This window comes from Paenibacillus sp. SSG-1 (assembly GCF_002224835.1).
Classification (GTDB): domain Bacteria; phylum Bacillota; class Bacilli; order Paenibacillales; family Paenibacillaceae; genus Paenibacillus_AQ; species Paenibacillus_AQ favisporus.
The window spans coordinates 3792773-3810249 of sequence record NZ_MBRK01000001.1 but is presented as its reverse complement, the minus strand read 5'-3'; the positions used below and the strand labels follow the sequence as shown (position 1 = coordinate 3810249).

Sequence of the window (17477 nt, the reverse complement as noted above, 5' to 3'; positions counted from 1 at the left end):
CTGATGAAGCATGGCACACATTTATGAAGGAAATTTGGTATCCGAAGGATTAAAATACGGCATCGTGGTTGGAAGATTCAATGAGTTTATCACCAGCAAGCTGCTGGGCGGCGCACTCGACGGATTGAAGCGGCACGGCGCCAAGGAAGAAGAAGTGGACGTGGCGTGGGTTCCGGGCGCTTTCGAAATCCCGTTGATTGCCCAGAAGATGGCCGAAAGCGGCAAGTACGACGCCGTCATTACGCTCGGCACGGTTATCCGGGGGTCAACCTCCCATTACGACTACGTGTGCAACGAGGTGGCCAAAGGCGTGGCGGCGATCAATCTGAAAACCGGCGTTCCTACCATTTTCGGCGTCTTGACGACAGAGAACATCGAGCAGGCGGTGGAACGGGCCGGAACGAAGGCCGGAAACAAAGGATACGATGCTGCGGTGGCGGCAATTGAAATGGCCAACTTGACGAAACAGTTAAAATAGTGCTTATTTAATGTAGTACCCTTTTTCCGGGTACTGCATTTTTTATGTCCGCAAAGTGCCTTACGGGCCCATTGGGACACAGCCCCGCTTGGCGGGCGTACTTTATGTGACGGGAGGATAAGCCGTGAACACCGTATTATATAAGCTGGAGACGTTTGAAGGTCCGCTTGATTTGCTGCTGCACCTGATTGACAAAGCGGAAATCGACATCCAGGATATCCCCGTCAGTGAGATTACCGATCAATATATGGAATATTTGCAGAGCATGCAGGAGCTCGAATTGGATATCACCAGCGAGTTTCTGGTTATGGCGGCCACGCTGCTGTCGATCAAGAGCAAGCTCCTGCTGCCGAAGCCTCCGGTATTTGAAATGGACGAGTTTGACTTTTATGAAGAAGAAGAAATCGATCCGCGGGCGGAGCTCGTGCAGAAGCTGATCGAATACCGCAAATATAAAGGGATTGCCAAGCATTTGCAGGAAAAGGAATTTGAACGGAGCCTGATCTACTCCAAGGAGCCCGAGGATTTGACGCCGTGGGTTCCGCGCGTGTCGGACAATCCGGTCAAAGGCCTGCACGCCTCCGATTTGGTCGCGGCATTTCAGAAGGCGCTGCGCAAGGCGTCGAAGCGGACCAGCTACGCCAAAATCCAGCGGGACGAAATTTCGGTGAAGGATCGCATCCGCGAGGTGGTGAATGCCCTGGAATCCAGCGGGCCCGGCGGCAAGCTATTGTTTTCCAAGCTGCTGCATGATGAGATGGTACGGCATGAAATCGTCGTGACGTTTCTGGCCATTTTGGAACTGATGAAGATGAAACAAATTATTTGTTATCAGGAAAAGCTGTTCGACGACATTGTGATGGAATGGAAAGGGGGAGGTCTCTCGAATGGACTTTCCGACATTGAAATCGATTATTGAGGGTCTGCTCTTTTTGGCGGGGGATGAAGGGCTGACGGCCAAGCAGATTGCCGAGGTCGTCGAGCACCGTCCCGAGCTGGTGACCGACGCCCTGGAGGAAATGAAGGAGGATTTTGTCAGGGAGAAAAGGGGGATCCAGGTCGTCCAGATTGCCGGCAGCTATCAGCTGGCTACGCTGCCCGATCACGCCCCGTATTTTGAGCGGCTCGCTTATTCCCCATCCCGATCCTCGCTGTCGCAGGCGGCACTCGAGACGCTGGCCATCGTGGCCTACCGGCAGCCGATTACCCGGGTGGAAATCGAAGAGATCCGCGGCGTCAAATCCGAGCGGGCGATCCAGACGCTGGTCAACAAGGACCTGATCGAGGAGACGGGACGGGCGGAGGCGATCGGACGTCCGATTTTGTACGGTACGACCAAGTCGTTCCTCGATTACTTTGGCCTGCCGAATATTCAGGCGCTCCCGGAGCCGGCTATTTTTGAAGATACGGATAATCTGGAGGAAGAAACCCAGCTCTTGTTCGAGAAGCTGGACGGAAAACAGCTGACGTTTGACGATGTGCCGTAAAACTGCATAAACAACAAGACCCATCCGGATTCCCCGGGTGGGTCTTTGGCGTTCAAAAAAAGCTTGTGGCCGAATCTTTTCCATTGGGGAATGCCATACTATGCACAGGAAGATTTATGGACAGACTTGGGGGTTTATACGTGTGGATTGTAGTCGCCATTATTGTTCTCCTGATCATTCTTCTGGTTGCGGTCATAATGTCAAGCATTACCATTACATTATGGTACAGCAAGCACAATAAGGATGACAAGGCCGTATTGGACGTCAAGATGCTGTATGGAATCGTAAAGATGCATTATGAAATGCCTTCCCTGGTGTTTGCCAATATGAAAAAGGGCTTTATGCTCCGGCTTGAGAGCAAAAACAGTTTCCGTAACGGCCAAACCGTCGGAAAAGCGCATATTAACAAAAGACGGCTGGACCATTGGGCAGATGAAGTGAGGATTATGCTCCGGTCGACGGCTTCGTTAAAGGAATGGTTTTACCGTACCATGCAGCATGTGAACATTATGAAGCTGGATTGGTCTACCAATTTATCAACCGGCGATGCAGCATGGACTGCGATTGCAACGGGAACCGTGTGGGGGCTCAAAACGACCCTTGTGGGCTGGCTTTCCTTTAAAGTACGCATGCGAAACAATCCAAGGCTCTTTGTCGTTCCGGTGTTTAAGGATGAGCCGCAGTTTGCCACCGAGCTGTCCTGCGTCGCCCGCATATCCTGCGGTTATGCCTTGTATGCCGGCATTATGCTGATGGCCCGAATTCTCAAAGTACCGGGAGGTCCGATCCATTGGTTCCGATTGGCCAAACAGGTTCTGCGATAACAAAGGCTTACTTAATTTAACGGTACCGGTCGCGCAGGCCGAGCTACATACTTCTATGGGATATGGGCAAGCTAACATCTGTGGCTCAGAGCTTATTATCAACACACTAGGAGGAATCATCATGGCAGAGCATCCGATTCAAGGCTTAATGCAGACTGCGATGGAAAACATCAAAGGCATGGTTGATGTCAACACAATCGTCGGCGACCCTGTAGAAACTCCTGACGGCAGCGTCATCCTTCCGATCAGTAAGGTGGGCTTTGGCTTTGCCGCAGGGGGAAGTGATTTTAACGCGGATGATATCAGTAAAAGCGTGAGCGCGGCACCCGGACATGAATCCAAGTCCTTGCCGTTTGGCGGAGGCAGCGGCGGCGGAGTTTCGATTCGTCCGATCGCGTTTCTCGTTGTCGGCAAAGCAGGCGTGAATATCGTTCCGCTCGATAATCAAACGCATTTATTCGAGAAATTAATTGATTCCGCACCGTCTATGGTGGATAAAATCACGTCGATGTTCCAAACGAATACGCAAACGGGTGCTGTCAATCCAGCCCAAACGACGACTTCGGAGATCAATCCTTCATTGTTTTAAGCCTGTGCCAATCCCTTCCGTCAGCCGGGAGGGATTTTTTGTGAAGAAACGGTTTCTGAAAAAGGGCATCGATTTTTTCTGGTTTGCACGTTTGGCATACCCGAGTTAGGCCAAGCATATACTTGTACAAGATTTTCCGAACCGAAAGGAAAGATAACATGTGGATCAAGCATAAACGAATATGGAGCTGGATTGCGGTCATCACGCTCATCGCCAGCGGCTTTGCCGGTACAAGCCGGGCATCGGCCGCGAAAAATTTACCCGCTCTCGGCACCCACGCTCAGGCCGCAGCCTTGATCGATGTCACATCAGGCAGGCTGCTGTATTCCAGCCACGGGGACGATGAGCTCCGGATCGCCAGCCTGACGAAAATCATGACCGCGATCGTAGCGATTGAGCATGGCAAGCTGGACAGCGAAGTGAAGGTCAGCAAAAACGCCTTTGGCAAAGAAGGGTCTTCCATCTATCTCAAGCTGGGGGAAGAAATGACCCTGGAAAATATGCTGTACGGACTGATGTTGCGTTCAGGCAATGACGCGGCCACGGCGATTGCCGAGCACGTCGGCGGTTCTGTGGAGGGGTTCGTCTATTTGATGAACGAGAAAGCCCGTATGCTGGGCCTTTCCCATTCGCATTTTATGAATCCGCACGGACTGGACGAGGAAGGCCATTATTCATCGGCCAACGATTTGGCCAAGCTGACGGCATATGCCCTGCATAATCCGGTTTTTAAGGAAATCGTGAAGACGCCGACGAAGAAGGTTCCGAATCCGAATGAATCCTGGGACTACAAATGGGATAACAAAAATAAAATGCTCCGCCTTTATGAAGGAGCGGACGGGGTCAAGACCGGCTATACCAAAAAGGCGTTCCGGTGCCTGGTCAGCTCGGCAACCCGCAACGGCCAGCAGCTGGTCGCCGTGACACTGAACGACGGGGACGACTGGAACGACCACGGCAGAATGCTGGATTACGGGTTTGAATATTACCCGCTGAAACAGCTGACCGAAAAAGGGGAGTCGGTACAGGGTCAGGATTTGGTCGTCAGCCAAACGTTCCAGTACCCTTTTGCCGATGGCGAGGAAGCTCAGGTCAACAAGAAGCTGGTGCTCTATCCTGAAGCGGAGGAAGGAGCACCGGATTTGAGATTCGGGCTGAGAGGGAAAATCGAGGTGTCGCTGAAAGGGGAAAAGATCGGAGAAATCCCGGTCTACAGAAAAGGAAGCGTGCTGCCGGAACGAACGGCGTCCGGAACAGCTGCCGAGCAGACGATGGCACCCGTTCACAAAAGCAATTGGGGACAATGGTTCAGCGTAGTGCTGAAGCGTCTGCTTCAGCCTGGGGCCTGATGTTAACGTAACAACCTGGGGAGAGGGGATACGAAATGATCAATGCGATTTGGCTGGGGCTTATTCTGATTGGATTCGGTTTTGCAGCAGCCCAGGGGAAGATTGAACTGGTCACTTCTGCGGCCTTCGACGGGGCTAAGACCGGGGTGACAGTATGTTTCGGGTTAATCAGCGTGCTGGTCTTCTGGCTCGGTATGATGCGCCTTGCGGAAGATTCGGGTCTGCTGAAAAAAATAGCCCGGCTGCTGAGCCCGATCGTCACCTTTTTATTTCCGGATGTACCGAAAAACCATCCTGCCATGGGTTACATATTGTCCAATATGAGCGCGAATCTGCTCGGTCTAGGCAACGCAGCCACGCCAATGGGCATCAAGGCGATGCAGGAGCTGCAGACGCTGAATCCCGATAAGACGGCCGCCAGCCCGGCGATGTGCACGCTGCTGGCGCTCAATACGGCCAGCATCACCTTGATTCCGACAACGCTGATCGCGATCCGGATGAACTATCAGTCCGCCAATCCGACGGATATCGTCGGCACAACGCTAATGGCGACCGCCGTGGCCACGTTGGCCGCCATCGTGATGGACCGCTGGTACCGGCGCAAATTTATGCGCAGCAGGCCGAAGAAGCCGCCGGTGCACTCGGGTCCCGTTTCTTCCTCCCAATCCGAGCTGAAAGGGTGAGCAGGGCGTATGGTGGCGTTCATCAATTTGATATCGGCCTGGGCGATCCCCGTACTAATCGCGTTTATTCCCCTTTATGCTTTTACCAAGAAGGTGCCGGTGTACGAGTCCTTCGTCGACGGAGCCAAAGAGGGATTTCAAACGGCCATTCAAATCATTCCTAACCTGGTCGGGATGATGGTAGGGATCAGTATTTTCCGGGCCTCAGGGGCCCTTGATTTTTTTGTGGGCTGGACAGGTCCCTTCCTTCAGCATTTGGGCGTTCCGAGCGAAATATTGCCCCTGGGTCTGCTGCGGCCGCTGACAGGAACAGGGTCCCTCGCATTCGCCACCGATCTGATCTCGGTGTACGGCCCGGATTCCATGATCGGACGGATGGCTTCAACGATTCAAGGGAGTACGGATACGACGCTGTACGTGCTCACTGTTTATTTGGGTGCGGTCGGAATCCGCAACGGGCGATATGCGCTTAAGGTCGGTCTCTTATCGGATGCGGTAGGATTTGCAGCAGCTATTGCCGTCTGCCTGCTGTTCTTCGGATAACCGGCCAGCCGTGTGGAACGGTTTCATGGACACCTCATATACTGTACCAAGCTCAGGCTAGTTTAAATGAGGTGATCCGCATGACATTCGAAGGCTTTATCATTCATCATTCCGTATGCCCTTCCATCAACGGAAAAGGGTATGATTTTTGGATCGGGGAGGATGCCTCGGTCGTTTCTTCCCCTTACGTCACCGATCCGTCCCATATCCATATTTGCCTCCAGGGTGATTTCAACCGCGAATACACCCTGTTTCGCGCTGCCGAAAAACAGCAGCTGTTCGTTGCCAGCAAGCTTATTATGGAGCTGGCACGCCGCTACAACATTTCCCCCCTCTATTTGTATCCTCACTCCGACACCTGCCCAGGAGCGGATTTTCCATGGAACGAACTTGTGATTTATCCGGTTGATGGTTATCATTAGGGTTGAGGTGACCTATTGAACATGGAGAGATTACAGAAAGTGTTAGCGCAGGCCGGTATCGCTTCGCGCCGTAAGTGCGAAGAATTGATTCTGGCTGGCAAAGTGGAAGTTAACGGGGAAACCGTAACCACGCTGGGGACCAAGGCGGACCCGAATCAAGATATCATCAAGGTGAATGGCAAACCGATCAAACACGAGCAGAAGATTTACATCGTGTTCAACAAGCCGAAAGGGGTTATTACCAGCGCGTCCGACCCGGAAGGACGAAAAATCGTAACCGATTATTTGAAAGGCATCAAAGAGCGGGTTTATCCGGTCGGCCGTCTGGACTATGATACCGAAGGTCTGCTGCTGCTGACCAATGACGGCGAATTTGCCAATCTGCTGACTCACCCGCGTCATCATGTGCCCAAAACGTATCTGGCGACGGTGGAGGGGATCCCGCATGGCAGCGACCTGGACAAGCTCAAAGCCGGCATTCAGCTGGAGGACGGTATGACGGCCCCTGCCGAAGTCGAATATAAAGATATCGACACGGAGAAGAACGAAGCCGTAATCAGCATCACGATTCATGAAGGCCGCAACCGGCAGGTCAGACGGATGTTTGATGCGATCAAGCACCCGGTGATCCGGCTGAAACGTGTGGCGTTCGGCGACCTGCTGCTGCACAATTTGAAGCGGGGCTTGTACCGCCATCTGACAAAGGATGAAGTACAAAGTTTATTAAATATGGCTAAATCGGGAAATTTAAACAAAAGATAGAACGGAAGGACACATAATTTTCAAATACTCCCGGAGCACCTGTGACATTATTTCGCTATAATTGTTCATAGGTTGTTCAAACTCTGCGCTTAAAATATGTGATTTGTCATGGAAAGGGAGCTTTTGGCATGGGTAAATCTAGAAAAAAGGTTCAAATCATTATCCTGCTGTTGATTGTCATTTTGGGCGGTTACGCCATTACGACACAGGTTTCGGGCTCTAATGGCAAACCGACGGAAGGCAGTAAGGCGCCGAACTTTGACTTGCTCGGGCTGGACGGCAAGGTTCATACGCTCGATGAATATAAAGGCAAGGCGCTTGTTGTCAATTTCTGGGGAACCTGGTGCGAACCATGCGTGAAGGAAATGCCCGCCCTGCAGGCCCAGTATGATAAGTGGAAGGATAAGGATGTCGTCATCGTTGGCATCAACGCCGGTGAGGACAAAATGGCCGTGGAAAATTTTGTGAAGCAGGTCCATGTCAGCTTCCCGGTAATGCTGGATCCCGAGAAGGACGCCATTCAATCCTACGGAATATCCCCGCTGCCCACGACGTTTTTTGTCTCGCCTAACGGGAAGATCAATAAGATCCATCTGGGACAGCTGGATTTGCAAACTCTCGATCAGCAAATTGAAGAGTTGGTGAATTCCTGATGATGAAGGAAGTTATTGCATTCAAGAACACCAAGTGCGAGTGCGGGCACCAAAACCCCGTGGGGACGGTGCTCTGCGAGGCTTGCGGAAGGCCATTGGAAGAACAAGACCGCGAGTCCAACGAAGTTCTGGAGATGCGCTATGACGGGATGGCACGACGCTCTCAGCGTGCCAACCCGAATTTCATAGACCGGATCTGGAACTTCTTTTCGTCTGTAAAGATCGCCGTATACATGATTATCCTGACCCTGCTCGGATCGATGCTCGGGACGATTTTCCCCCAGGAAAACACATTTCTGAACATCGATCCCTCAACGTACTACAAGGAAACTTACGGCACGCCCGGATTGATTTATTACAAGCTGGGCCTGTCGCATACGTACGAATCCTGGTGGTTTGTCCTTCTGCTCGTCATGATCGGCGCGTCGCTGGTCATCTGCAGCCTGGACCGGGTGCTGCCGCTGTACAAAGCGCTTACCAAGCAAAGAATTTTGAAGCATAAGCAGTTCCTGACCCGTCAGCGCGTGGTGTATCAGGGACCGATAGAGCTGGAGTCCAAGGAATGGGTGGAGCAGGTATCCGTCCATATCAAGAAAAGAGGCTACCGTGTACATACCTTGGATAACGCTTTACTCGCAGAAAAGTACCGCTTCAGCCGCTGGGGACCATACGTCATCCATATCGGGCTGATCATTTTCCTGCTGGCCGTGCTGGCCCGCGGCTTGCCCGGTCTGCACATGGATCAGCATGTCGCTTTTCCAGAAGGCGAAATCAAGCACATTCCGAATACGTCGTATTATTTGAAGAACGAGAAGTTTACGGTTGAATATTACTCGGAACAAGATTTGCCAAAGGAATTTCAGGGCAAAAACAAGGTGCTTCCAAAACTGTTCAAGACGCAGGCGACCCTGTACGAGTGTACGGCCAACTGCAATGATCCGTCCAAACAGCCTACGCTGAAGGCCGTTGACCATCACAATATTGAGGTTAATGACCCGATGGATTACAAAGGCCTGAAGGCCTATCAGTTTGACTACGATTTGACACCGGTCCTCCGTTCGGTCAAGCCTTCCCTGGTGGACAAGAAGACCGGCAAAGATTACGGAACGTTCCAGCTGAAGATCAAGGATCCAGAGCGGAACTACAAGGTAGGGCCATATTCGCTTGAGTTGAAGGAGAAGTACAACGATTTTGGGCTGGACGAGAACGGTCAGCCCGTCACGAAAACTCCGAATCCAAACGCGCCGGCTTTTCTCTTCCTGATTAAAGGGCCGAATTTGCCAGCCGAAGGCGTACATTATTTCTATTTCCCGAAACAAATCGACAAGGAGCGCTTCCAGCAGGATGCCATAAACGCCAAAATGAACGGCGGCAGCGTTCCGCTTGAGCTGGATGTCAAAGGAATGGGAAATGTGGACTTATCGATGTCGACCACCTATTTGAACATCCGGGTGGACAAAGCGATGCCTTTTGTCTGGGTAGGCGCAGCCATCGTCATGCTTGGACTTGTACTCGGCTTCTATTGGCAGCACCGCCGGATCTGGCTGCGGATTGACGACGGGAACCTGACCCTCGGTGCGCATACCAACAAGAACTGGTTCGGCATCCGCCGGGAGATTGCGGCAATACTTCGCAAAATGAATCTGGAAGTGGACGAGAAGTCCTTGGATAACGGAGGGAATCACTCATGAGTGGATTGTTAAATTTCAGCAGCAACATGTTCGTCGTCGCATTCTTCCTGTACTGCGCGGCGTTCATCCTGTTCGCGGTCGCCATTATGGGCCGCCGGTGGAGCAACAGGGATCCGGAGTCGCACCGCAGGAAGTGGGGGAATATTGCGTTCGGGGTATCCTCTCTCGGCCTGGTGCTGGAGCTAACGTACTTCTTTACCCGGTGGGCGGGCGGCGGACATATTCCCGTCAGCAACATGTACGAATTCATGTCATTCCTTTCGATGATGGTCATGGTGGCGTTTACGGTGGTATATCTCATTTACCGCAAAACGATACTCGGCTTGTTCGCGGTTCCGATCACGATCATCATTATGGCATACGCCGCGGTGTTTCCGCAGGAGGTGCAGCCGCTGATTCCGTCGCTGCAGTCCTATTGGCTGAAAATCCACGTCACGATGGCGGCGGCCGGAGAGTCGTTCTTCGCGATCGCATTTGCGGCAGGCTTTATGTACCTGCTGCGCACGGTGAATTTCAGCAGCACGGATAAAAAGGACAGACGCCAGCAGCGCTGGGTCGAAATCGTATTTTTCTCGATCATTCTGGTTATCTCGTTTATCATTACGGTCTTTGCCTTCCGTGCAGCCGGTTATGAATCCGTGTTCACCCAGACGAAGGCTTCCGGAACGGCCGGGCAAACGGCGAGCGTTACGCAGACCGTCGAATACAAGCTGCCGCCGATCGTAGCGCCTTACCACAGCAAGGTCGAAAGCTATCAGCCGTTCCTCGGCATGACGAAGCCGCTGTTCAGCGCTCCGTCCTGGATGAACGGGATCAACGCGGGACGCAAGTTCAACACGATAATTTGGACGGTGATCTCCGGCATTATCCTGTACGGAATCCTCCGGTTGATCGCGCGCAAGCCGCTTGGACGTGCGGCCTCTCCGTTCCTGGACGGGATCGACCCTGATGATTTGGATGAGATCAGCTACCGTGCGATCGCCATCGGGTTTCCGATCTTTACGCTCGGCGCCTTGATCTTTGCAATGATTTGGGCTCAGGTGGCCTGGGGACGCTTCTGGGGATGGGATCCGAAAGAAGTGTGGGCGCTCATCTGCTGGCTGTTCTACAGTGCCTACCTGCACCTCAGATTGTCCCGAGGCTGGCAGGGGCGCCAGTCGTCATGGCTGTCGGTTCTCGGGTTCCTGGTAGTCATGTTTACCCTCGTCGGCGTGAACCTGGTCATTGCCGGACTTCACTCCTATGCGGGTACAAACTGATCCAGTTATGACAATTTATATAGATTGAACTGGAGCCAATTGTTACTCTAGTTCAATCCATTTAGCACTGAATAATCCGTTTCACATTGCTCGCTTGGATGTTGAAACGGATTTTTGTTAAGATTAGCATGGAGTTATGACAAGTTCTTCACAGAAACATAGAAGGGGTTGAGGTTGTCTTATGTCAGAACATACAAACCGGATCCTGGTCGTGGACGACGAGGAACGGATCCGCCGCCTGCTGAAAATGTATTTGGAGAAGGAAGGCTATGAAGTCGAGGAGGCCGAGGACGGCGAAACCGCGCTCCGTAAAGCTTCCAATCAGGATTATGGCCTGATCATGCTGGACTTGATGCTGCCCGGCATGGACGGCATCGAGGTGTGCAACCGGCTGCGCCAGCTCAAATCGACGCCGGTGTTGATGCTGACCGCCAAGGGCGAGGAGATCAACCGGGTTCAAGGCTTTGAAGTCGGCGCGGACGATTATGTCGTGAAGCCATTCAGCCCGAGGGAAGTCATTTACCGGGTAAAAGCGATTTTGCGGCGCTCTTCGGCAACGGCGTACCTATCGAAGGAAACGAATTCGAGCAACAACATCGTGTTTCCGCATCTTGTGATTGAGCACGATGCCCACCGGGTGACAGCGAACGGACAAGAGGTCAGCTTGACACCTAAGGAATACGAGCTGCTGCATTACCTGGCGGTCTCGCCGGACAAGGTTTTTTCCCGGGAAGAATTGCTGAAGGATGTATGGAACTATGAATTTTTCGGCGACCTGCGGACGGTCGACACGCACGTAAAGCGCCTGCGGGAGAAGCTGAACAAGGTATCACCGGAGTCGGCGGCGATGATCACCACCGTCTGGGGCGTAGGCTACAAGCTCGAGGTACCGAAATAACATGAATTTCTGGACCTCTCTTGTCGGGAAGCTCTGGGCGACCATCATCTGCCTGGTAGCATGCATCCTGATTATTCTCGGGTTATTTCTGCTTCCATACATCGATATGAATTATTCGAACTCCGGGGACATCAAGCGGCTGTTTACGTACACAGCTATCATCGGGTTTTCAATGACGACCTTCTTTGCGCTGTTTCTGCTGACGAAGATTACGCAGCCGATGCAGCAGATGATTCAGGCTACCGAAGCGATCCGTAAAGGCGAGTACAACACGCGCTTGTCGATCAATACGAGCGACGAGATCGGGAAGCTGGCGAACACGTTCAATCATATGGCGGCTGAGCTGGAAGACAATATCCGCAACTTGAACCAGGAAAAGGAGCATTTGGCGAGCGTCCTCCGAAGTATGAGCGACGGCGTCATTACGTTCGATACTTCAGGCAAGGTGATCTTGACGAATCCACCGGGACAGAAGCTGATCACCCAATGGAAGGATATCCACTGGAACTTGGACCAGGAGGACGCCGAAGGGGAGGAAGAACAGCAGGTACCCGAGCCTTTGCTGGACCTGTTCGACAATATGCTGGAGGGCAGCGGCGACACGAGCACGAATCTTCACGTCAAGCAGGGCGTCTGGTCGGTTCATATGGCGCCTCTGTATTCGGATAACGACATCCGAGGGGCGGTTGCGGTGCTCCGCAACGTAACCGAGGAAGTGCAGCTGGAGAAAATGCGCCAGGACTTCGTTGCCAACGTGTCGCATGAGATCCGTACGCCGCTGTCCATGATGCAGGGATACAGCGAAGCGCTGCTGGATGGCATGGCGGCGTCGCCGGAAGAGAGCCAGGAACTGATTCAGGTCATTCATGACGAATCCCTTCGCATGGGGCGGTTGGTTAAGGATCTGCTTGACATGGCGCGGATGGAAGCGGGGCATGTCGACATGGCCAAAAAGCAGCTTGACCTCAACGAGCTGCTCGAGCGCGTATACCGCAAGTTTACGGTACGGGCCAAGGAACGGAATATCGAGCTCCTTTATGACCGCAAGACGGAGGATATGGTGCTTGAGGAGGCCGATGAAGACCGTTTGGAGCAGGTGATGACCAACCTGCTGGACAATGCGTTCAGGCACACGCCAGAAGAGAAGAAGATCAGCATCCTTGCCGACCGTGTCCTGTCGGACAAAAAGCCGATGATCCGAATCGTGGTGAAGGACGAGGGCGTAGGCATTCCGCCGGAGGATCTGCCGTTCGTGTTTGAACGGTTTTACAAGGCGGACAAGGCACGGGTACGCGGGGAATCGGTCGGTACGGGTCTTGGGCTAGCCATTGTCAAAAACATCGTAGAATCGCACCAGGGCAGCATTCAGGTGGACAGCATCCTGGGCGAAGGAACGGCCTTTACGATGCTGCTGCCTGTCGAAAGCCGTAAATAATGGAAAAAGAACAGGAAACACCTCTGACGGGGTGTTTTTTTGTTGAAGAAAAAAGATTAATCTTGTTCAACGTGGAACATCGCTTGTTTCCCACCAACAAAAAACAGCGTAAGCCAGGCTCACTTGAACCTGCTTACGCTGTTCTTCATAAAGTATAGATCGATTAGGAAAGGACGATTTCGACGGCACTGTTGAGCTCAGGAATCGTCGTCAGCTCACTCAGCACTTCTTTCTGCACGCCTTTGTCGACGGTCAGAATCATGATGGCTTCGCCGCCGATAATTTTTCGGCCGACCTGCATCGAAGCGATGTTAACGTCGTTCTTGCCGAGCAGCGTTCCGACTTGGCCGATAATACCCGGTTTGTCGTTATGGGAAATCAGGATTTGATGACCCTCCGGAGCGATATCGACAGGGAACTTGTTCAGCTGCACGATCCGCTCGCCATAGCCGTTAAGCAGCGTGCCCGCTACCAGACGCTCTTCGTTCTCGGAGGTTTTGAGGGTCACGGTAAGCAGGTTCGTAAAGCCTTTGGATTTAGGAGCCGTGGATACGGCCACGTTGACTTCACGATTTTTGGCGAGATGCATGCAGTTGACGATATTGACTTCGCTGCCAAGGTGATGGGCAAGCACGCCTTTGACGATATAGCGGGTCAGCGGAAGGGTGTCGATGTCGGACAAATCTCCCGCGTAGTCCACATGAATTTCATGGATCGCCTGGTTTTTCGTAATTTGGGCGGCAAAGCTGCCCAGTTTCTCCCCGAGCGAGAAGTAAGGCTGCAGACGGCTCATGATGCTCGGTGCCACCGGCGGCATGTTGACGGCGTTCTTGAACGGCTCGTCGCGCAGAATATGCAGCACTTCTTCGGACACGTCAATGGCTACGTTCTCCTGGGCTTCGATGGTGGAAGCGCCGAGGTGAGGCGTAACGATAATTTTCGGATGGTTCAGGAACGGATGGTCCTGCTGCGGCGGCTCCGATTCAAACACGTCGAATGCGGCGCCGGCAACGATGCCTTCGTCGATCGCTTCAACCAGGGCCATCTCGTCAATGACGCCACCGCGGGCGCAGTTGATGATGCGCATACCCTTTTTCATCACTTCAAATTGCGGACGGGAAATCATATGGCGGGTCTCCGGCGTAAGCGGCGTATGCACTGTCATAAAATCGGCATTCCGGATAATATCGTCCACCGTTGCCAGCTTTACTTCGAGCTTCTCGGCGCGTTCCTGGGTCAGGAAAGGGTCGAATGCCAGAATGTTCATGCCGAACGCTTTGGCACGTTTGGCCACCTCGCTGCCGATCCGTCCCATACCTAGTACGCCAAGCGTTTTGTTGCGAAGCTCGACGCCAAGGAACGATTTGCGGTCCCAGGTTCCGCCGATCGTTTTGGCATAAGCTTGAGGGATGTGACGGGCCAGTGCCATCATCATCGCAAAGGTATGCTCGCAGGTGGTGATCGTATTGCCGTCAGGGGCATTAATAACGATGATGCCGCGTTGGGTTGCCGCTTCGAGGTCGATGTTGTCCACGCCGACGCCGGCGCGGCCGACGACTTTCAGGCGGGTTCCCGCGGCCATAATTTTTTCGGTAACACGCGTTTGGCTGCGAACGAGAAGGGCGTCATAATCCCCGATGATCGCCGCAAGCTCGTCTTCGGAGAGCCCTGTATTTTTCTCTACCGTGACATCAGGTGCATCGACTAACTGCTGGATTCCGAGATCGCTGATCGGATCCGATACTAACACTTTAAACATTGGTTTCCATCCTCCTTAAATATCTAGAACGCTTATATATAAGGACATGTCCGATAGGAACATATCCGTGAAGCCGAAAGTGGAGCCGCTGAGCAGCCTATGGGAGACAATCAGGCGGATACCTAAGTTCATTCCGTAAAGCAACGCGGTACTGTGCCAAAGGATGAACGTGCAGCTGGCCGGATTTTTCTCCTTATTCTTAGTTGGACAACAAAAAAACTCCCGATCCGCATACTACTTCCGTAGTAAGGGACGAGAGTTATCGTGGTGCCACCCTAATTCACCGCCGTCTTCGCGAACGGCAGCCTTAAGGTCTTCCGATTGGAGACCTGATTGATAACGGAATCATCCGACTGCACCTACTGGGTAGTTCAATGCAGTTGCTCTGGAACGCTAAAGATGACTTCTCTGTCACCGGTTTGCACCAACCACCGGCTCTCTGGAGACGATAAAGCCTCTTCTTTCCTTCATCGTGTTTCGCTCAATTAATTTTTCCATAATGTATCACGGGCCTATCAGGCGTGTCAATAGGTAAAAGTGCTTCCCTTGAATGTTCTGCTCTTAATCTGCTATGATTCTAATGCTGGGAGGACTTTTTTAACAAAGTTAATTCGTATATTTCGGGGGTCCCGCAGAACACAAACAGATGTTGGAGTAAAGCCTTCACGTTGTGGGATGTTTGCAACTACTCTAGTAACAGAAACTTAATAGACAGGCAGGCCTCATCATGAAAAAAAGGAAATGGAAATTACCCAAAATTCAGCAGGCTAAGCCTGAACAGCTGAATGACCGTCTACTTCTGATCAATCTGTATATCACCCAGGGCCTAACCTTATTGATCGGTCTCGTATGGATTCTGCTGCAGCGAAGAAATCCGCTTGCCTTGTTTCAGCTTCAGCATCCCGGACAAGTTGTCGCATGGGGGCTTGGGCTGGCCGCCGTTATGTTTGCCGTCGATTTCCTCGTCTCCCGGATTACGCCGGAGGAAGTGATGGATGACGGCGGAATCAACAACATGCTGTTCCAGCGCCGTCCCGTATGGCATATTATAGTCATCTCCGCGGTCGTGGCGGTATGCGAGGAGCTGCTGTTCCGTGGAGCCGTACAGCATGCATTCGGTCCGTATTGGACCAGTATATTATTTGCGGTCATTCACGTCCGGTATTTGAAGCACTGGATTCCAACCGGCTGGGTTTTTTTGAGCAGTTACGGCCTCGGATATATCTACATACATTCCGGAACACTGCTTGCCCCGGTCTTATGCCATTTTATGATTGATTGTGTATCCGGGCTAGTGATTCGATTTCGGAGGGAAGCATGAACAGCGAATTGAGCAGAGTTGAAACGTACAGAAAAAATCGGAAGAAGACCCCAGTAAAAAAGGCGCCTTCAGCCGGTGCCGGTCAACGGACTCCGCCCAAGTCCAAGGCAGCAGAGACGTCTTCAACACGGGCGGCCGGAACGCTGAGACGCGGAAAAACGGCAGGAAATGCAGGGAAGCGGCCGGCGGCAGCCAGAACTGCTGCAGCCGCTTCCGGCTCGGGGGCAGCCCCGCAGTCCCGGCGGAGTAACCGGACTGCCGGAAAAAGAGAGGCAGGCGAGGAATCCGCCGTTCCGGCAAGAGCGGACACTTACGGTTCCCGGCGCATCAAGATCAGTAAATATTTTACGAACTCTTTAATCTTTTTATTTATCGGTTTAACGGCATTTCTTGTTTATTGGGGAATTAAGGGCGCCCCCCCGCTGGAGGACCTATGGTAGCCCCCTGGCTCGTCTGGGCAGGGGCAGGCGTCGCGGCTGCGGCTGCAGCGCTTTACGCCAGGATGTCGTATGAAGCGAGGCTAGAGCTGGTTCAGCAGGCCGACGTGAGGCTGGAGAGGCTGCCAAAGCCCTTTGACGGCTGCAAGCTTCTGTTCATATCGGATCTGCATAGCAGAAGGCTGACGGGGAAGACGATACGGCAGCTGGCCGGAACGGTTGATTGGGTGATCCTTGGCGGGGATATTATGGAACGGAATGTACCGCTGAGCCAGGTGGAGCACAACTTAAGGCTGCTCGCCGAAATCGCCCCGGTATATGCCGTATACGGCAACCATGATTATAAGGCCGATCCCGAAGGTTTGGAAAAGCTGATGAACGCATGCGGAGTCACTTTGCTGCGGGATGAGAACGTTCCTCTCCTGCGAAACGGCGCGCGCCTCTGGTTAACCGGTGTTGATTATCCGCGGTACAAACGAAACGATTATCCTCCGGTTCCACAGCTGCCTGTCCGTGACGCCGGTGCGGAATGCCGCATCCTGGCCGTTCATGACCCAGCCTGGCTTCAGAAGCAGAAGACGATCCAGGCGGACCTTGTGCTTGCCGGCCATACCCATGGCGGACAAATTACGCTGCCTTGGCTCGGACCGATCCGGCTGAATCAATTTTACCGCAAGTATGCTTCGGGATGGTTTGAATGGGAGCAGCCGGAAGCGGAGGTCCGCCGGCCGCGCATGCTGATCAGCCGCGGTTTCGGCACAAGACGCGTTCCGCTCCGCCTGTGCTGCCCTGCAGAAATGCATGTCCTTACGCTAAGGACAGAATCCATAGAAAAAACACAGATAAACGAGTAAAAGCAGCCGATATGCCGGCTGCTTTTTTATGCA

At 52.8% G+C, this 17477-nt stretch carries 20 protein-coding genes and 1 other annotated feature; of the genes, 19 read left to right on the top strand and 1 reads right to left on the bottom strand.

Annotation, left to right across the window (positions count from 1 at the left end; all coding sequences use genetic code 11):
* The first annotated feature begins 10 nt into the window (after positions 1–10).
* The 16 genes from ribH (at position 11) to BCV73_RS35445 (ending at position 13231) form a co-directional block, all read left to right on the top strand.
* Positions 11–478: a 6,7-dimethyl-8-ribityllumazine synthase gene (gene ribH, locus BCV73_RS17605; RefSeq protein ID WP_089548072.1), complete on the top strand. Its 468-nt coding sequence runs from the start codon at positions 11–13 to the stop codon at positions 476–478.
* 124 nt (positions 479–602) lie between these two features.
* A complete protein-coding gene (locus BCV73_RS17600; protein ID WP_076170057.1) occupies positions 603–1397 on the top strand; it encodes a segregation and condensation protein A in 795 nt (264 codons plus the stop codon).
* On the top strand, positions 1366–1965 hold the full coding sequence (gene scpB, locus BCV73_RS17595) for an SMC-Scp complex subunit ScpB (protein ID WP_076170183.1): 600 nt from the start codon (positions 1366–1368) through the stop codon (positions 1963–1965). Before BCV73_RS17600 ends, scpB begins: the two co-directional genes overlap by 32 nt.
* Positions 1966–2105: 140 nt before the next feature.
* Positions 2106–2789 carry a DUF2953 domain-containing protein gene (locus tag BCV73_RS17590; RefSeq protein WP_179232026.1) on the top strand — a complete coding sequence of 228 codons (684 nt, stop codon included), beginning with the start codon at positions 2106–2108 and terminating at the stop codon, positions 2787–2789.
* A 121-nt stretch (positions 2790–2910) separates the two neighbouring features.
* Positions 2911–3378, top strand: coding sequence for a GerW family sporulation protein (gene ytfJ / locus BCV73_RS17585; protein ID WP_076170059.1), 468 nt, complete (start codon positions 2911–2913; stop codon positions 3376–3378).
* 158 nt (positions 3379–3536) lie between these two features.
* Positions 3537–4727 (top strand): D-alanyl-D-alanine carboxypeptidase family protein, encoded by a 1191-nt coding sequence (locus BCV73_RS17580; RefSeq protein ID WP_089548070.1) that lies wholly within the window; start codon positions 3537–3539, stop codon positions 4725–4727.
* A gap of 35 nt (positions 4728–4762) precedes the next feature.
* Positions 4763–5410: a nucleoside recognition domain-containing protein gene (locus BCV73_RS17575; protein ID WP_076170060.1), complete on the top strand. Its 648-nt coding sequence runs from the start codon at positions 4763–4765 to the stop codon at positions 5408–5410.
* Between the two features lie 9 nt (positions 5411–5419).
* Positions 5420–5953, top strand: a complete 534-nt coding sequence (locus BCV73_RS17570; protein ID WP_076170061.1) for a spore maturation protein — start codon at positions 5420–5422, stop codon at positions 5951–5953.
* A gap of 80 nt (positions 5954–6033) precedes the next feature.
* Positions 6034–6375: a peptidoglycan recognition protein family protein gene (locus BCV73_RS17565; protein WP_076170062.1), complete on the top strand. Its 342-nt coding sequence runs from the start codon at positions 6034–6036 to the stop codon at positions 6373–6375.
* 21 nt (positions 6376–6396) lie between these two features.
* On the top strand, positions 6397–7137 hold the full coding sequence (locus tag BCV73_RS17560; protein WP_076170063.1) for a pseudouridine synthase: 741 nt from the start codon (positions 6397–6399) through the stop codon (positions 7135–7137).
* 128 nt (positions 7138–7265) lie between these two features.
* Positions 7266–7790: a thiol-disulfide oxidoreductase ResA gene (resA, locus tag BCV73_RS17555; protein ID WP_076170064.1), complete on the top strand. Its 525-nt coding sequence runs from the start codon at positions 7266–7268 to the stop codon at positions 7788–7790.
* 2 nt (positions 7791–7792) lie between these two features.
* Entirely contained in the window at positions 7793–9481 is a 1689-nt protein-coding gene (gene resB, locus BCV73_RS17550) for a cytochrome c biogenesis protein ResB (protein ID WP_089550298.1), read from the top strand.
* Positions 9478–10740 carry a cytochrome c biogenesis protein CcsA gene (gene ccsA / locus BCV73_RS17545; RefSeq protein WP_089548069.1) on the top strand — a complete coding sequence of 421 codons (1263 nt, stop codon included), beginning with the start codon at positions 9478–9480 and terminating at the stop codon, positions 10738–10740. The genes resB and ccsA overlap by 4 nt, the downstream gene beginning before the upstream one ends.
* Before the next feature lie 181 nt (positions 10741–10921).
* Complete coding sequence (locus BCV73_RS17540; RefSeq protein ID WP_076170066.1) at positions 10922–11638, top strand: response regulator transcription factor; 717 nt, start codon at positions 10922–10924, stop codon at positions 11636–11638.
* A 1-nt stretch (position 11639) separates the two neighbouring features.
* Positions 11640–13073, top strand: coding sequence for an ATP-binding protein (locus tag BCV73_RS17535; RefSeq protein ID WP_089548068.1), 1434 nt, complete (start codon positions 11640–11642; stop codon positions 13071–13073).
* On the top strand, positions 13073–13231 hold the full coding sequence (locus BCV73_RS35445; protein ID WP_218828154.1) for a hypothetical protein: 159 nt from the start codon (positions 13073–13075) through the stop codon (positions 13229–13231). Before BCV73_RS17535 ends, BCV73_RS35445 begins: the two co-directional genes overlap by 1 nt.
* 5 nt (positions 13232–13236) lie before the next feature.
* Here the strand turns inward: BCV73_RS35445 and serA are convergent, their stop codons facing one another.
* Positions 13237–14832 (bottom strand): phosphoglycerate dehydrogenase, encoded by a 1596-nt coding sequence (gene serA, locus BCV73_RS17530; protein ID WP_089548067.1) that lies wholly within the window; start codon positions 14830–14832, stop codon positions 13237–13239.
* Between the two features lie 245 nt (positions 14833–15077).
* Positions 15078–15312 (bottom strand) — a binding site (T-box leader).
* Positions 15313–15559: 247 nt separating this feature from the next.
* On the opposite strand from serA, the gene BCV73_RS17525 reads away from it, so the two are divergent.
* The 3 genes from BCV73_RS17525 to BCV73_RS17515 are packed head-to-tail and all read left to right on the top strand — an operon-like array spanning position 15560 to position 17444.
* On the top strand, positions 15560–16153 hold the full coding sequence (locus tag BCV73_RS17525) for a CPBP family intramembrane glutamic endopeptidase (RefSeq protein ID WP_089548066.1): 594 nt from the start codon (positions 15560–15562) through the stop codon (positions 16151–16153).
* Complete coding sequence (locus BCV73_RS17520) at positions 16150–16593, top strand: hypothetical protein (RefSeq protein WP_089548065.1); 444 nt, start codon at positions 16150–16152, stop codon at positions 16591–16593. The genes BCV73_RS17525 and BCV73_RS17520 overlap by 4 nt, the downstream gene beginning before the upstream one ends.
* On the top strand, positions 16587–17444 hold the full coding sequence (locus tag BCV73_RS17515; protein ID WP_089548064.1) for a metallophosphoesterase: 858 nt from the start codon (positions 16587–16589) through the stop codon (positions 17442–17444). Before BCV73_RS17520 ends, BCV73_RS17515 begins: the two co-directional genes overlap by 7 nt.
* Positions 17445–17477: the final 33 nt, after the last annotated feature.

Coding starts and splice junctions, on each gene's coding strand:
- ribH (WP_089548072.1), top strand. CDS start 11: ATGGCACACATTTATGAAGGAAATTTGGTATCCGAAGGATTAAAATAC.
- scpB (WP_076170183.1), top strand. CDS start 1,366: ATGGACTTTCCGACATTGAAATCGATTATTGAGGGTCTGCTCTTTTTG.
- ytfJ (WP_076170059.1), top strand. CDS start 2,911: ATGGCAGAGCATCCGATTCAAGGCTTAATGCAGACTGCGATGGAAAAC.
- BCV73_RS17580 (WP_089548070.1), top strand. CDS start 3,537: ATGTGGATCAAGCATAAACGAATATGGAGCTGGATTGCGGTCATCACG.
- BCV73_RS17575 (WP_076170060.1), top strand. CDS start 4,763: ATGATCAATGCGATTTGGCTGGGGCTTATTCTGATTGGATTCGGTTTT.
- BCV73_RS17570 (WP_076170061.1), top strand. CDS start 5,420: ATGGTGGCGTTCATCAATTTGATATCGGCCTGGGCGATCCCCGTACTA.
- BCV73_RS17565 (WP_076170062.1), top strand. CDS start 6,034: ATGACATTCGAAGGCTTTATCATTCATCATTCCGTATGCCCTTCCATC.
- BCV73_RS17560 (WP_076170063.1), top strand. CDS start 6,397: ATGGAGAGATTACAGAAAGTGTTAGCGCAGGCCGGTATCGCTTCGCGC.
- resA (WP_076170064.1), top strand. CDS start 7,266: ATGGGTAAATCTAGAAAAAAGGTTCAAATCATTATCCTGCTGTTGATT.
- resB (WP_089550298.1), top strand. CDS start 7,793: ATGAAGGAAGTTATTGCATTCAAGAACACCAAGTGCGAGTGCGGGCAC.
- ccsA (WP_089548069.1), top strand. CDS start 9,478: ATGAGTGGATTGTTAAATTTCAGCAGCAACATGTTCGTCGTCGCATTC.
- BCV73_RS17540 (WP_076170066.1), top strand. CDS start 10,922: ATGTCAGAACATACAAACCGGATCCTGGTCGTGGACGACGAGGAACGG.
- BCV73_RS17535 (WP_089548068.1), top strand. CDS start 11,640: ATGAATTTCTGGACCTCTCTTGTCGGGAAGCTCTGGGCGACCATCATC.
- BCV73_RS35445 (WP_218828154.1), top strand. CDS start 13,073: ATGGAAAAAGAACAGGAAACACCTCTGACGGGGTGTTTTTTTGTTGAA.
- serA (WP_089548067.1), bottom strand. CDS start 14,832: ATGTTTAAAGTGTTAGTATCGGATCCGATCAGCGATCTCGGAATCCAG.
- BCV73_RS17525 (WP_089548066.1), top strand. CDS start 15,560: ATGAAAAAAAGGAAATGGAAATTACCCAAAATTCAGCAGGCTAAGCCT.
- BCV73_RS17520 (WP_089548065.1), top strand. CDS start 16,150: ATGAACAGCGAATTGAGCAGAGTTGAAACGTACAGAAAAAATCGGAAG.
- BCV73_RS17515 (WP_089548064.1), top strand. CDS start 16,587: ATGGTAGCCCCCTGGCTCGTCTGGGCAGGGGCAGGCGTCGCGGCTGCG.